The following is a 16,701-nucleotide window of genomic DNA, read 5'->3' on the forward strand; positions in this document are numbered from 1 at the left end:
CGACTCCAGCGCAGCCATTGCCTCCGGCGGCTCGATGGAGCCGATTCCCCTGTTAGCCATGCGCTCGCTGTATTCCCGGGATGCGACAGCTCCGACGCTTCCCCAATATCCCCAGTTCATCACCTTTACGGCACACGGCCACACTCCTGCCAAATAGCTGGCATATGCATCCTTAAAAGCGCAGCCTGCGCTATAATTGCTTTGTCCTGCGGATCTTGCAAACGCATTGATGGAGGAGAAGAACAGCACGAAATCGAGCGGCTCGTCCCGGAATACTTGGCCTATCCTCACAGATACATCTACCTTGGCGGCAAGGGCCGCCTGGAAACGTTCTTCGTCCATGTTCGCAAGTAACTGATCCCGCAGCACAAGCGCCGCATGCACAATGCCGTTAATGCGGGAATAGCGCTGCTTGATCTCAAGATAAGCGCGCTGAAAAGACTGCAGGTTGGCCGCATCTGCCGCAATATATTCGGGCGCCGGACCCAGAGCCGCAAGCCGGTCGATGCCGGCTTGAATGCCGGAATCCTTCTCCCGCCTTCCAATCCATATCACATTGGCCTGGTAGGTCCTGATCATATATTCGCTCCACGCTTGGCCGATGCCGCCTGCGCCTCCAATTACCACATACACGCCGCCCTCCTGGAAGAGCGTCGGTTCGGAAGCGGCTTCCTGAATCGGGACGAGCTTCTGCTTGTGCCATTCGCCCGTACGGTAGACCCAGGAATTTCCTTGCGGTTCCGCCGGCAGCCTGAACATATCATCAACAGGGAACTCCCGGCCCGCTTCCAGATCGACAGCGCGTACCTGCCAGCCCGGATATTCTTTGGCCATTGACCCTGCCAGTCCGTGAACCCCGGCATGTGCCGTCTTCAGCGGGTCGCAGGAATGGATAGGCTGCGACTGCACCGTCACCAGCGTCCATTCCAGCGGCTGGCTGCCGTATTTTAATTGAAGAAACGCTTTGATCAGGCGGAATACTTGCAGCACCCCGCGCTCCTGCTCCCCAATCCATGCTTCATCGGCAGGAGATTCGATCGTATTGTGCGGCGCAATCCACACCACATGGCGGACCGGACCCTGCGCCTGAAGCCGCTGCGCAATCATATCCGCCGTTTCTCCCCCCATAAGCTCCATCAGGGAAGCACCGGCAAAGTGCTGCATCACCCGGTCGCGTATCACCCCGGGCGTTCCGATCAGTAATAATCCTTCTCCATCCCGTGTATTGTCCTGCTTCATTGCAGGTTTAACGGCATCCCAGACCGGCAGCAGGCTTAATGTCTGCATCTGCGGCTTCGACGCGCTTGCTGCCGCTCCTTCTTCCTGCTGGCGCAGCGCTTCCGGGCCGGTTTTACGAACCGTGAACCCTTTTAACCGGGCACAGACCTTCCCGCTCCGGTCGCATAAATCAATATTGAATTTGTCGGTGCTCCCGTCTGCCGGGCTTCCATCGCTGTAACGGACATGGGCAACCATCCGGGAAGCGCAGGCTCCCGTCACCTCCAGCTCCTCCAAAGCAAAAGGCAGATAGAGCCCCTGGGCGTCCGCTGCCTTTCCTGCGTCAGCGTCAGCCTCAGCGAGGCGCAGTCCTGCCGACGCTTGAAGCGCCGAGTCGAGCAAGCTCGGATGCAGCATATAGGTATCCTCAGTCCCCGCCAGGCAGTCAGGCAGCGTAAGATCGGCCAGCACTTGTCCTCGGCCGGTGTGCAGCCTCTCGATCCCCCGGTGGCCGGGCCCGTACCCGATCCCCCTCAAGCGGAAGCTTTCATACACGGTACCGGCATCGAACTGCTGCCCGCTGCAGGCCGCATAAAGGGCGTCCAGGTCTAGATGCGGTGCATCTTCTACCGCATACAGCTCTGCACGGCCGCTGCTGTAGACCGGCGCACTGCCATCTTCCCCGTTCCCGTATATGTCGAACATAATTTCATCCCGCTCACCGGGATGGAGTCCGATATGCACTTGAACGGGCTGTGTTCCCGCGATAAGCGGGCGGGGCCACGTTACGCCGGACAGCCGGATGGCTGTCGGCTCGTCCGTCAAGCCTGCAGCCGCGTCTTCTACGGCAGCACGTGCCATCTCCAGCAAAGCGGCGGCAGGCAGCATGGATTGCCCGTTCACCACATGATCCTCCAGATAAAATTCCGCCCCCGTAAACAAAGAAGTATACCGTTGCTCTGCCAGATCAGATGTATTGACATGCAGCAGAGGATGAAGATAAGCTTGCCCGGCACTGCCGCCGGATACATCGGCATGTTCTTGTCCGCCGGCAACCCAATACCGTTCTCTGGCGAAAGGATAGGAAGGCAGCCGCAACCGCCGCGGCAAGAAGCCCGAACCGGTGTAAAGCCGGGACCAATCCACTGCCCCGCCCCTCACCCAGAGCCCGAGGAGCTTGTTCCATTTGCCTTTTGCCATCCAATGATCCACTGCAGCAGCCATATCTTCATCTTGGGCGAGCAATGCCATCATTTCTTTATTGCGTTTGATCCCGTCCCGGTATATGTCCAGGGAGGCTGCCGCAGGGTTCTCTGCGTAAGCCGTCAGCTTCTGCACCGCATCCGCCATCGTCACCGCCGCAAGCGCCAGCCGTTCCTCCATGGCTTCGCGGCCGACTTGAAGTGTATACGCCAAATGCGGCAAATCCGTATCAGACAGTCCTTTGCAGCGTATCGCCTCGACAAGCCGCTTCGCCTGCTCCCGGAGCCTCTCCTCATCTCTTGCGGATAACAGGATAAACGCAGAATGCACCGGTGTACCCGCAGACTCCACGTACATTGCCTCCGTCCCGGCCGGAACGTATTCCTGAATAATGATGTGGGCATTCGAGCCGCCCGCGCCGAATGATGACAGGCCCGCTGTCCGCCGGTGCTCCTTCGCCGTTCCGTCCAGGTTAAGCAGTGGTCTTGGCCATTCTGCCAGCTCCCGTTGAACGGTAAAAGGTGTATTCGTAAAATCGATGTTAGGATTCAGCACTTCCGAGTGGAGCGACGGCACGAGCTGTTTATGCTGCAGCTGCAGCAGCACCTTGGTGAGTCCGGCAATGCCGGCCGCGCTTTCGGAATGGCCGATATTCGACTTGACCGACCCGATCGCACAAAATTGTTTATCCTGCGTATAGGTCTCGAAGCATTTGGCTAACCCCGCGATTTCAATCGGATCGCCCAGCGAAGTGCCCGTTCCATGCGCTTCGATATACGTGAGTTCCCGGGCATCAAGTCCCGCTTCCCTAAGCGCTTTGCCGATGACCTCCGCTTGGGCGTTCGGATTCGGGACGGTGTAGCCGTTCACCTTGCCGCCGTGATTGACGGCCGTTCCTTTAATCACGCCGTAGATCGGGTCGCCGTCGGCAATTGCCTGATCGAGCGGCTTAAGCAGCACGGCGCCGACTCCCTCGCCGGGCACATAGCCGTCTCCCCCGATACCGAAGCTTTCACATCGGCCTTTGCTCGACACGAACTGGTTTTGCTCAAGCAATATATATTTGTTCGGATGAACCGATACGTTGACACCGCCGGCTACGGCCATCTTGCACTCGTCCAGCCGCAAGCTTTGGCATGCCAGATGAATCGCCGTCAGAGAGGACGAGCACATGGTGGCAACCGCCATACTCGGTCCTTGAAAATTGCAATAATACGACACCCGGTTGGCGATGGATGCCGAATTGCCCGAAAGTGCCACCGCTTTTCCCTGCATCTGCTCGCGAACACCATACAGCTGATATTCCTCGTACATGACCCCGACGTATACGCCCACACTTCCCGTATGATACGGGGCGGAGGCTCCGCCTGTCAGGCGCACATAGCCCGCATCCTCCATCGCTTCATAGACGCGCTCCAGAAAGAGCCGCTCCTGCGGATCCATCGTCTCCGCTTCGCGCGGAGAGATGTTGAAGAATAGCGGATCAAATTCGTCGACACCATCGATAAAACCGCCCCAACGTTCAGCGTTCCGGCCTTCGCTCCCTTTGCGGTGGCGGTTGTTATCCCAGCGCGCAGGCGGAATTCCGGTAATACAATCCCTGCCGTCCTTCAGTACCTGCCAGAACTCCTCCAAGTCCCATGCTCCCGGGTAACGTCCCGACAAGCCGATAATGGCGATATCCTTTGCGGCAGCCGGCAGACCCGCCGCTTCTGCAGCGGTATCCTCGCTATTACCGCGGTGCAGTCTGCCGGATGGCCGGGAGCGGGGCGTGAGCCTCTTCAACGTGCCGTCTTTTGCAGTCTCAGCCGGAACCTTGGCGGCTGCTGTCTCCTTCAGCCCGGCCGGTTCGCCTGACAATGCGGATATCCTGCCCGGGTAAGCCTTGGTCAGATATGCCGCCAATTCCTGCAAATTCCGGTATTCGAAGAACAGAGTCTTCGGCAGCGTCCCGAATCCTTTCTCCATTTCAGCAGTCAGCTGCATCGCTACGATCGAATCCATGCCGTACTCCTCCAAGGAGGTGACGTCATCAATCCGGCTGACCGGCAGCTTGGTCACTTCGGCCAACAGCCTGGTGAGGTACCGTACTGCAAAGCCGTGAAGCACATCTATTTCGGCCAAAGTCCCGTCCGCGCCGGCGCAGGTCTGTTGTTCCCATGTGGCGGACTGGTGCTTATCGATGTCCAGCATACGGGCAGCGTCTCCCTCAAGTACCAGTACATGATCCTTCTGTGCAGCCCATGACCGGTACAATGCCCGGATGCCGGAGGCCGTCCGCAGAGGAATCAGGCCTTTGCTTCCAAGCAGTGCTGTCTCCGCTTGTGCCTCCAGCCTCATTCCGCCTTCCGCCCACAGCGGCCAGCCAACCGACAGCATCCGGCCGTTCCGCTTGCCGGACTGGTAGAGCGTATTGCGGAACCCGGCATAAGCATCCATGAAAGCGTTGGCCGCCGCATAATCCGCTTGACCGGAATTGCCAAGACTCCCGGCTGCCGATGAGAAGGCGATAACAAAGTCGAGCGGAAAGCCGGTGCTGGCCTCATCCAGATGAACAAGCCCGTCCACCTTCGGTGCCAGCACCTCCTGCAGCTCCGCAGCTGTTTTGTGCATGAGCATACGGTCACGAACCAGGCCCGCGCTATGTACGATGCCGTTCAGCGTGCCATATTCGGAGCGTATGCTGTTCATTAGACTGCAAACTGCCGTAAAGTCGCTGACATCTGTCTTCACGTAACAGACGCGGGTACCGCTTCTGCGCAGCTCGTCAAGCTCCGCCTCCTTTGCCTTGTCCAGCTCGGAGCGTCCAGCCAGTATAATTGACGGAGCGGTAACAGAATGTGCAATTTCCCTGGAAATAATCAGGCCAAGCCCGCCCGCTCCGCCGGTGATTAGATAGACGCCTCCATCTTTCCAAGGCAGCGAATGAGGAGCATCTCCGCCGGAAATGTCAACCGCCTGGCGAATGGCCACATGCCGCTTCCCATGCTCGTAACGGATATGTTCGTACTCCAAATCTGTGCTGTCCTGCTTCAATTTGTACGCGAGGGAACCGGCACTGTCCCCAGGTTCCAGCTCAATCAGCTGCACGGCCAGAGCAGTGTTCTCCAGCTGCATCGTTTTCAGCATTCCGAAAAGTCCGGCATACAGCCGGAGCTCGCCCTGGTTCGGGACCGCGAGTTGAATAAGCAGCCTCTCCGCCGGAGAGCTTGGGCCTATGCGCTGAAGATGCTCGAGCAGAGCGGCCGCAGCCCTGCGGTAACGGGCGGCCGTCCCCTCCTCCTCATGAGGAAATTGGACGCATTCTGCACCATCCAGATTGGCACGAAGCGCGGCTAAATCGAACGCCTCCTGTCCGCTAAGGACAACGAGATGTTTAACGTCCGGGCCGGATAAACTATGCGCGAAGGCAGCCGGCCGTTCTTCCCATTCTTTATGCAGCAGCAGAGTAGAAGCCGGTTCTGTCTTCGTACCCGTGAGCGTTTCAAGCTCCAGCGGACGAACGGATAAGCCTTTTAGCTGAACGAGCATACTGCCCTGATCATCACAGAGGTCCAAATCATATTTGAGCAGCGGAGAGCCAGTCCCGCTTCCCGGGCTATAGCGGGTCCAGACCCACATCCGTTCCGTGCAGGCACCGTGAATAACCAGCTCTTCCAACGCGAATGGAACCAAAGGCTTGCCTGCCGCCCCTGCCGCCCCCGCCGCCGGAGCAAGTCCGATGCAGGCTTGCAGTGCCGCATCCATAGAGCTTGGATGCAGGACATAGGCCTCTGTTCCTGAAGCGGCCGCTTCCGCCGGCAGCGTCAGCCGCGCAAGCGCCTGGCCCTCGCCTAGCTGAAGCCTGTCCACCCCGCGGTGGGCTGGGCCGTATTCAATTCCCATCGACCGGAACAGCCCGTATAGTGCTGGCGCATCCAGACAATCCTCCGCACATTCCGAGCGAACCCGGTCCAGATCCATCCGGGCGGCTTCTACGGTGCCGGAAGCAATTACCGCAGTTCCCTGGCAGTACACAACCGGCTCCTCTCCCGCCGCATGACTAAAGATATCGAATGTAATTTCATCGTCCGTCTCAGGAAAAAGCGCGATATCGACACTTGCCGTTCCTTCGTCTGCGATGAAGGGCTTAGACCAGACAATATGCTTCAACCGGATACTGAGCGGCCCGTCCGGTATTTCGCCGGCAGACATCGCCACAGCAGCCCGGACCATTTCCAGGTATGCTGTGGCGGGAAGCATACGTTGTCCCTTCACAATATGATCTGCCAGAAATGACTCGCTGCCGGTAAAGACCGTCCGGAAGCGCTGCTCCCGGAAGTCCGAGACGTTCTCGTGGAGCAGCGGATGCAGCAAGGACGAAGCGGACAGCCTGGCACCCGCTGGATGGCCGGATACCGGTACCCAATACCGTTCTTTGGCAAAAGGGTACGATGGCAGGCTCAGGCGAAGAGGTACGGATTCACCGTACATCCTCTTCCAGTCGACTTCCCGTCCGTGGACCCATGCGGCGGCAGCGGAAGCCAAGCTTTCAGCAGCCGCCTCCGGAACGAGCCGGTCCTCAGCCGCGTCAAATTCCGACCGGCCAAGCCATACGGAGCCGATGCTGTCTTCTCCCCCTGCCAGCAGGCGCAGCCCGGCGACAAGCTCTGGTAAATCCCTCACCAGGAAGGCAGCGCGTTCTTCCATCGCCTCACGGCCGACTTGAAGCGTGTAGGCCAGCGCATGCAGATCAACGGTGCGGTAATCCGAATCCGGCTGTAAATGGCCGGCCAGCTTGCCGGCATATGCGTGAAGACGTTCCTTGTTTTTGGCGGAGAGCAGTACAAGTGCGGGACACTGGCCGTTCTCACCAAGTGGCGGATTGACCGGGACCGTGCCTGCCGCGTGAGCCGCAGGGTCGTATTCTTCAAGCAGGAGATGGGCGTTGGAGCCGGTGGCTCCAAACGAGCTGATGCCCGCCCGCAGCGGCACGCTTATCTCCTTGCCCTTATCCGTCACAACTGGCCGCTCCCATGCCGCGAGCTTCCGCTGTACATAGAAAGGAGACCGTTCAAAATCGATATATGGATTAAGCTCCTCCGCATGCAGCGAAGGCACCAGCATCCGGTGGTAAAGCTGCAAAATGACTTTCTGAAGCCCGCAAATGCCGGCAGCCGACTCTGCATGGCCGATATTCGATTTTACGGAGCCGACCGAACAGAACTGGGTATCGTCCGTATGGGAGCGGAATGCTCTAACGAGTCCCTCCATCTCTATCGGGTCGCCCAGCGGCGTCCCGGTCCCGTGAGCCTCGATATACGAAACCGACCGCGCGCCGATACCGGCCTTCTGGAGACATTCACCGATCAAATCGGCATGGGCCACAGGGTTAGGCACAGTAATGCCGCTCGCCGAGCCGCCGTGATTGATCATGCTTCCTTTCAGAACAGCATAAATATGATCACCGTCCGCAATCGCCTTGCTGAGCGGCTTGAGCAGAACGGCGCCGACTCCTTCTCCCGACACGTAGCCGTCTCCGCCGCTGCCGAACGTGCGGCAGCGCCCGTCGCTGGCCTGCATGTCCATCATGCCGTAAGTGGCATATTTGGCCGGATGGAGCGACAGATTGACGCCGCCTGCCAATGCGGCTTCGCAGTCTCCGCTCCGAATGCTCTCCATGGCCAGATGAACCGCAGTCAGCGAGGAGGAGCATACCGTATCGACGGCCATGCTGGGTCCATGAAAATTGCAAACATACGACACGCGGTTCGCTATGGGGGCATAGTTCAGCGATAGCGGAAACGGGTGCCCCTGCGCCGCCGCTTCCGCCCCGAGCAGCGCGTAATCCTTATGCATCACACCGACAAATACCCCGACGCGGCGGCGCTGATGCGGCCCTGCCGGTACTGCCAATGAATCCGGCGTATAGCCCGCGTCCTCGATGGTCTCCCAGCAGGTTTCCAGAAACAGCCGCTCCTGAGGGTCGAGCGTCTCCGCCTCTCTCGGCGTAATTCTAAAAAATTGCGGATCGAAGCAATCCGGATCGTCGATGAATCCGCCCCAGCGGGACATCGGCTTCCCCGAGGCGGAACGAAGGCCCGCCAGCCGCTCTGACTTCCAGCGGGAAGACGGAACCTCGCGGATACAATCTTTGCCGGCCGTCAGATTCGCCCAGAATTGTTCCAGGTTCGCAGCGGACGGATATCGCCCGGCCATGCCGATGACCGCGATGTCATCACCGCGAGCAGACGCGTGCGCTGCCGGTTCAGCCGCACCGGAATTCACAGGCCATACGCCGCCGTCTGCAGCCGGCAGATTCGTGCTCAGCTCCGGCTCCTCCGGACGAAGCTGCTCCGGATAGGCAGCTCCCAAATACTGCGCTAAGCGTTCAACCGTCGGGTACTCGAATAGAAGCGTCGGGGAGATGGCCGTCCCGAGACGGTTCTCCACAGCCTGGGCCAGTGTAAGCATGGAGGCCGAATCAAGCCCCATTTCAAAATAGCCCGCCCGCACATCAATCTGTTTCTCGTCCCGGTCCATCCGCTCCGCAATCAGGCTGACGAGAAAACGGCGTGCGGCGGCAGCCGCGCTCTGAGCCGCTTCCGTTACGTCCGGCAAAGCTTCTTGCGGCTGCCGGGGAAGGAGCTGACCAGGGCCCTCTGCCTCCCCGCCGCGGACCAGCTTGTTCGTAATATTCTTCAGCTCGCCGATTTGCCGGCCATCCCGGTTAAAAAACGCCAGCGTAAACGACAATAGTCCATCCCGTTGAATTACCGATGAATGCTTGACTACGGCCATACAGTTCGCTTGAATCAGCTCCGCAGCACAAAATGATTCGATGCAGACAGGCAGAAACAGCCGCCGGTCCTCCGCCAATTGCGTGAAGTGTGCCCCGGCCCCGACGCAGCTTCCGTCGAGCAGTGCCGGGTGGAACATGAAGCTATCTGCTTCCCCGAGGCTATCCTGCGGGAGATCCAGGTCCAGCAAGAGCGAATCGGCCTCGTCAAACAGCCTTCCTTCCGCCTTCATGAATCCGGAATGTACAAGTCCGAGAGCCCGGCACTGCTCATAGAGCAGCGCCATATCTGTCCTGCTGCCAGCCAAAGAACGGATACGGTCCGCATCGACCGAATGCTCGAACCGCACCGGCGGGCAGCGGTGCATCTCGGCGGTCATGAAAGGCCCGGCGGACTCTTCCTCCGTCCCGGTAATTTCGCCTTCCACCCGGATTTGCCATTGTCCCTTCTGCGCTTCCACACAATGAAGCTGCAGCCGGATCTCCTCGTTCTCCCGGACGGTTACGGGGCGGAAGAGGGTAACCTGGCGCAGCTCCAGCTCTGCGCAATCATATCCCTGCTCCCTGAACCATTGGTAACAGATATCAATGTAAGCCAATCCCGGCAGGATGCCGCTGCCCATCACCTGATGATGGGCCAAGATCGGATGATCGCTTTGAAACCGGAATTCTGTTGTTGTCATCCCGCTTAACCCTCCAGTCTTAATCTCTCTGCTCATCCTCGAATCTCATCAGCCGCTTTGGTCTGCTTCAGCCACCAGTTCGGCTTAACCGCGCCTGCGCCGGCATGCTGTTCAATGGCCTCCTCCGGCAACGGAAGCGGACGGCGGACGGCACTCGGTGCGCGCAGCTCCTCCCAGCTCTCCATGATGACATGCGCGTTCGTGCCTCCGTCTGCAAAACTGTTCAGCGCAGCGGTTCTGCGGCCCGGCCATTCGGCGCAATCCCTGCTGAAATAGAAAGGTGACGCTTCGATATCAAAGTGCTTCATCGGCCTTTGGCCGGACAAATACGGAACTTGCTCTCCATGATTCAGCATCAGCACCACCTTGATCAATCCGGCAATTCCTTCTGCACATAAAGGATGACCGATATTCGGCTTGACCGACCCGATGCCAAGCGGCACTCCGCCGTCCTTGCGGTACACGGCCTGAATTGCCTTCAGCTCCAGCAGATCGGTCACTACCGATCCGGAGCCGTTCGCCTCGATGTAACCGATCTCCTCCGGCCGCTTGCCGCTTCTGGCCAGCGCCTGGCGCATCACTTCCTTCTGTGCCTGCAGGTTCGGTACGGCAGGACCTGCCGTCCTCCCGTCATTGTTCACGGCGGTTCCTTTAATGACCGCGTAGATCCGGTCCCCGTCCTTAACCGCCTGCTCTACAGGCTTGAGCAGCACGACTCCCGCTCCTTCCGACAACACCACGCCCTGCGCGCGGCTGTCAAACACGTGAAAGTTCGGCTCCGGGCTTAAGATGCCCCGCTGCTGAAACAGCCGGTGTATCTTACTGGAGGTCAGCAGGCTGACTCCGCCGACAAGCGCACATTCGATTTCTCCGCTGCGCAAGGCCTGGACCGCCAGATTGAGGCCGACAAGCGCCGAAGAGCAGGCGGTATCCAGGACGAGACTCGGGCCGTGGAGATCGAAATACTGCGAAATGTTGGCGGCCAAATAATTCGACCCGACCGCCAGAATCGGATTCCGGGCTTGAAGCAGACTTGCTTCATCAGGATCATGCTTGCTGCGCGCACCGATGTATACGCCAACTGAACGCTCTTTGATCTCCTCCGGCGTATAGCCTGCATGATGCCATGCCTTGAGGCTTTCTTCGAGCAGCAGCAGTGCCTGCGGGTCCATCGCTTGCGCATCTTCATTCGATAAGCGGAATACAGAAGCCGGCATCGCCCGCGGCCGGCCGAGCAGACCGGCATAATACAGCTCCGGCCCCGGCCAGCGCCCCGCCGGAACAAGGCGGATGGCGGAGCTTCCCTCTGACAGCAGGCGCCAGTAGTCGTCCAGCGTCTCCGCTCCGGGAAAGCGGCAGGACAAGCCGATAACCGCGATATTCGGCGCATCCGTGCCCGAATCTATCATTCGGCCTGCGGCAGCAGTCTGCGGCAGCGGTCCTGATAACGGTACCGGCTGCCGCTTCAGAGCGGCAGCCGGTTGAACCGGGCGGGTGTCCCCTTGGCCCGGGAGCTCCATCGCTTCCCCGCTGTGAGCAGTGAACGAATCACCGTGATTGTCTGCAAGCCACGCCGATAAGGAATGGATGCTCGGGTGTTCATACAGGATTGACGGGTCCAGCTCAGTGCCGGCCTCCTGCTTAATGATTCGCAGCACCTGCGCCAGCATAATGGAATCCACGCCATATTCGGCAAAAGGCAGGTCGGGATCAAGCCGCAGCGGATCAAGCTTCAGCTCTTTCGCGAATACGCCTGTTACGAATGCCCCTACCGCCGGCAGCACACTTTCTGCATCCCGCTCTTCTTGCGGCACAGGCTTCCTTGCCTCAATCCGGGCGTCCCCCAGCTCACGCAGGCTGCGCAGCAGCAGCCTCTCCGGCTTCCAGCGCCGGGGATCGACCACGGCCGGCAGCACAACCGGTCCCAGGCCGCCGGACAAAATACGGTCCAGCATCAGTAAGCCCTCGGAATCCGTATGCGTAAGCATTCCCGTCTGTTCATAAGCACGGCTCTTAACCTCGCCGAGGCCCGTCTCCTTCCAGCTCGGCCACTGGATGCTGACCACCGGGCATTCCCCGCTCCATGCCTGTGCGGCGTAATCCATATACGCATTAGCCATCGCATAATCGCTCTGCCCCGCCGCCAGTGTCGGTACGATCGCTGACACCGACGAGAACAGCACAAAAAACTGCAGGGGCTCCTCTCTCATGCAGCGGTATAAGACATTAAGGCCCTTCACTTTCGGCGCCCACACCTCTTCCATCCTGCCGCCTGATTTGCGGATAAATGCCGGTGTGTTCAAATTGCCCAGTCCGGCGCAATGAAGCACGCCGCCGACCCCGCCCCAGGCCGCCTTCACCTCGCTTATGCAGCGGCGTACGGCCGCCTCGTCGGTCAAATCAAGGGCCAGCACCTTCACCTGAGCCCCGAGCGACTCCAGTTCGCGGACCATCCGTATTTTCTGCCCGGTCGGGCTGGCCTCGTCCGCCGTATAGTCATCCCACTGTTCGCGGGGCGGAATGGCTTCGCGTCCCGTCAGCACCAGCCTGCGTATACCCCGGCTTCTGACAAAATGCTTCGCGCATAAGGCCCCAATTCCGCGGGTGCCTCCTGTAATCCATAGCGTTTGCCCCTCCGGAAACGGGCCGGGCGCCTCTTCTCCGCAATCCTTAGGCAGCTCAGCCAGGCAGGCGCGGTACCGCATCCCTTGTAGATAGCGCACCTCGGCATCTTCGCTGTCTGTCAGCAGCTCAGCCGCAATCGTCTCCGCCATAACGTGCCCGCCGCAATCCGGCGCGAAGTCGACGTGGCGCGAACGCAGGTGGCTGTATTCACTCTGCAGCATCCGGTATAAGCCCGCCCGCATAGCCCCGGCCAGATTGACCGGGCCCTGCTTCTGCCCATGCGTTGCTTCCAGACCCGTGGTCACGCCCAGAAGCATCATGCCGTCACGCGTCCCTTGCTCTATCAGCCGCTGAAGCCAGGGAATCCAGCCATCCGGCTCGTCAGTCTGTTCTTTCCCACAGCCGGTCAAGTCGACGACGTATGAGTAGACATGCTCATCCAGCTCAGAGCGAAGCTCTTCGGAGCCCAGTATCCGGGCAGCTGGCAACTGCCGGGCAAGCCGGAGAGCAAGCGGTCTTGTCTCCTCCGTCGTGAGAATAGCCACAGCTCCGGACAGGCTGCGGATAGATACCTGCGGCGGACACAGCTCCCACTGCTTTTGCAGCATCCGCATGCTCCGCTCGGCCGGTAGAGCCCCGCCATCACGGCGGGCAGACATAGGCGGCCATCCCTGTTGTCCAACTGCATGATCGTCTGGAACAGCCATTGAAGGCAGCCAGTACCGTTCCTTCGCGAACGGATAAGACGGCAAGCTGAGCCGTTTCGGAACATTGCTCCCATACAACTGTTTCCATTCAATACCGACGCCGTTTACCCAAAGCTGCGCGATTTTTTCCAGCTGTCCTTTGCTCAGCCACCGCTGCAGCAGCTCGCCGAAATCTACATCCGCCCGGAATACGGAAGCCAGCTCGCTGCTTGGCTTGACCGCCCCCCGGAACACCGATGCAATATTCTCTTTCCCCTGCGCAATTTGTTCGAGCTGAAGGATCAGCTCCCGGCTGCTGCGGGCAACGCAAATCACGCGATCGTTCATCGGCTCGCGTCCCACTTGCAGTGTATAGGCTATAGCTTCAAGGTTCTCTGCATCCAGCCGGCCTGAACCTCCGGACTTTTCAACGGCGGGTGAAGCGTCTTCCTCTTCTATACCCGCCGTCCCTTCGGCAATCCGTTTCGCCACGGCGGCAGCCGAACGAAGCGCCAGGATCGTCTCGCTGCCGAGCTCTATGCCGAAGGCAGTCTTTAATTTATCGTGAAGCTGGATGAAATGGACCGGCTCCAGTCCGTATTCGGACCAGTCCTGCTCCGCATCGATGATTCCGTCCTTCATCTGAATGATGTCCGAGACGATGCTGCATACCCGGTGCTCAGCCGTTTCCAGAATAGCGGCGCCATGCTGCTTCCCGACTGCTGCCGCCTTCTGTTCAGGCAAGGAGGCTTGCAGAAAAGCAGCCAGCTTGGCGGCGTAAGCTTGCAGACGCTCCTTATTTTTGGCTGACAGCGGTATCAGGTATAGCCGTTCTCCCGGCTCAAGGCCTGCTGCGTTTACTGGCTTGACCATGTCCGGTTCCGGCATGTATTCTTCAAGGATGATATGGGCATTCGATCCGGTCGCCCCGAACGAGCTGATACCAGCGCGCCGCGGGAAGACCGTCTCCTTGCCGCCGATAACGGCCTTCGGCCGATCCCAATGCTTCAATGTCCGCTGAATATAAAAAGGTGAGCCGGCAAAATCAATGTACGGATTCGGCTCCTCCGCATGGAGTGAGGGCACCAGCTTCTCGTGGTACAGCTGCAAAATTACTTTGTGCAGCCCGCCGATGCCGGCTGCCGATTCCGCATGGCCGATATTGGACTTGACCGAACCGATTGAGCAAAACCCGGTGTCGGATGTGTAATCCCTGAACGCCTTGACAAGCCCTTGCATTTCAATCGGATCGCCAAGTGACGTCCCCGTCCCGTGCGCCTCGATATAAGAGATAGTCCGCGCGTCGATGCCCGTTTTGTCCAGGCATTCGCTGATCAATTCAGCCTGGCCGACCGGACTGGGCACCGTAATTCCGCTGACCGTACCTACATGATTGATGACGCTGCCTTTAATAACAGCATAAATAGAGTCTCCGTCCCGGACCGCCTTCCGAAGAGGCTTGAGCAGCACGGCGCCGACGCCTTCACTGGACACGTAGCCGTCCCCGCCCTCGCCGAATGTACGGCACCGGCCGTCGCTGGCATGCATATCCATCAGGCCGTAGGATACGTATTTATTCGGATGCAGGGACAGATTCACGCCCCCTGCCAATGCAACCTCACACTCTCCGTGCCGGATGCTCTCAGCCGCCAGATGAACCGCCGTCAGTGAAGAGGAGCATACTGTATCGATGGTCATGCTGGGACCGTGGAAATTGCAAAAATAAGAGACCCGGTTAGCAATCGGCGCATAATTGAGCGACAAAGGAAACCTATTGCCCTTCGCCGCCTCTTCCGCTCCAAGCATTGCATAGTCCTTATGCATCACACCGGCAAATACACCGACCGGCTGCCGCTTATGGCGGCCCCGGGGTTGAACGAGCGTACCCGGTGTATATCCCGCATCCTCAACCGTTTCCCAGCAGACCGTTAAAAACAAACGTTCCTGAGGATCCATAGTCTCCGCTTCCCTTGGGGAGATCCGGAAAAATTGCGGGTCAAAGCAATCCGGATCGTCGATAAAGCCGCCCCAGCGGGACACCGGCTTGCCCGAAGGCGAAACAATATCCTTATAGCTTTCCCATTGCCAGCGGGTGGACGGAACCTGGCGGATACTATCCTTGCCCGACTTCAAATTGTCCCAAAAGGCGGCTAGCCCGTCCGCATCGGGATACCTTCCGGCCATCCCGATAATAGCAATGTCGCCGTCTGCACCGGCATCTGGCGACGGCAGGGCGTTCGCTGCCGCTTGTTCCCGGCCTTGCGGCTCGCCGGCGGACCTGAAGGACGGGATGTTCCCATACGAATCCTTCTCGTACGTTTCCTTCTCGTACGCCTCCTTTCCGTACGTATCCTTTCTGCCAAAACGACCAGAATAGGCCGATGCCAAATAGTCGGCCAGCTGCACGGCCGTCGTATGCTCGAACAGCAGCGTTGGCGGCACAGCGTCTCCGATCTCATTTTCGATGGCATTCGCAATGGCAAGCAGGCCTGCCGAATCCAGACCCAGCTCGTAATAGCCGGCATGGGGATTCAGCTCCTCTTCCGTCTTCTGCAGCTGTTCCGCCAGAAGCTTCCGCACGAGCTTCAGCGCTGCCGCAGCCCCCGCCGCATGGCTCTGCTGCTGTTGTCCGTCCGGGCGAGACTCCCCGATAATAATTTCCGCTCCTGTATTGTCTTGGCGAATCAGCTTCATTGTGAAGTTCGTCAGCTCAGCTACTTTACTCCCTTGATTATCGTAATAACTGATCGTCATCGACAGCAGCTCTCCCCTTTGTTGGACGGACGAGGAGAGTACCTTGGCGGAACAGCCGGTCTGCAGCAGTCCCGAAGCGCGGAACGATTCGTAAAATAACGGCAGCAGCAGACCTTTCCCGGTCTGTAATCCATCCGAGAACAAGCCTCCGAGAATCCCGGCCCCGCTTCCGTCCAGGAGTACGGGATGGAACATAAATTTGTCCGCCGTCAGTAGCGCCTCCCCGCTGACAGCCGTTTCCATGATATAGGCTTTGTCTGTTGCCCATAACGTTCCCGCAGCTTTCATGAAACCGGTATGCAAGACGCCGCGCTGCGTCCACTCCTCGTACATCCTGCCCAGATCCCGGGAACGTGCCGGGGACGACTTGTATTCGTCCGGATAGAGCTGTTCATCGAACAGTACCGGCCCGATCCGGTGCATTTCTGCCGCTGCATATAAAATTTCCTCACCGGAGCATATTCCGCTGCGCCGGCTCTCGCCCCCGAAGCGTACCGTCCAGCGGCCTTCCGCGGTTTCCGTCACCTGGATGGTGAGTACAATATCCTCGCCGGGCCGGGCTGTCAATGGCTGATGGATGGACAGATTCCGCAGTTCAAGCTCGTTGAACCGGTATTTGTACTTCCGGAAGATTTGATACAGTATATCGATATAGGCCTGGCCTGGCAGAAGCGATTGTCCGCAGACCTGATGATGCCGAATCATCGGATTATTTTGATTAAAGACCAGCTGCTGCTTCATTCGTGATCCTCCT

The 16,701-nt window shown here is 59.0% G+C and carries 2 protein-coding genes (1 of these 2 cut by a window edge); both read right to left on the reverse strand.

Features of this window, described 5'->3' with window-relative positions; translation table 11 throughout:
- Positions 1–9,882, reverse strand: partial view of an SDR family NAD(P)-dependent oxidoreductase gene (locus NYE33_RS27850; protein WP_341068470.1) — the 5' portion only. It extends 8,487 nt beyond the left edge of the window; only the first 9,882 of its 18,369 coding nucleotides appear in the window; it begins with the start codon at positions 9,880–9,882; its stop codon lies off the left edge, out of view.
- A 32-nt stretch (positions 9,883–9,914) separates the two neighbouring features.
- Positions 9,915–16,688, reverse strand: coding sequence for a beta-ketoacyl synthase N-terminal-like domain-containing protein (locus NYE33_RS27855; RefSeq protein ID WP_341068472.1), 6,774 nt, complete (start codon positions 16,686–16,688; stop codon positions 9,915–9,917).
- Positions 16,689–16,701 lie beyond the last annotated feature (13 nt).

This window comes from Paenibacillus sp. FSL R10-2199, from assembly GCF_038000235.1.
GTDB classification, from domain to species: Bacteria; Bacillota; Bacilli; order Paenibacillales; family Paenibacillaceae; genus Paenibacillus_AQ; species Paenibacillus_AQ phytohabitans.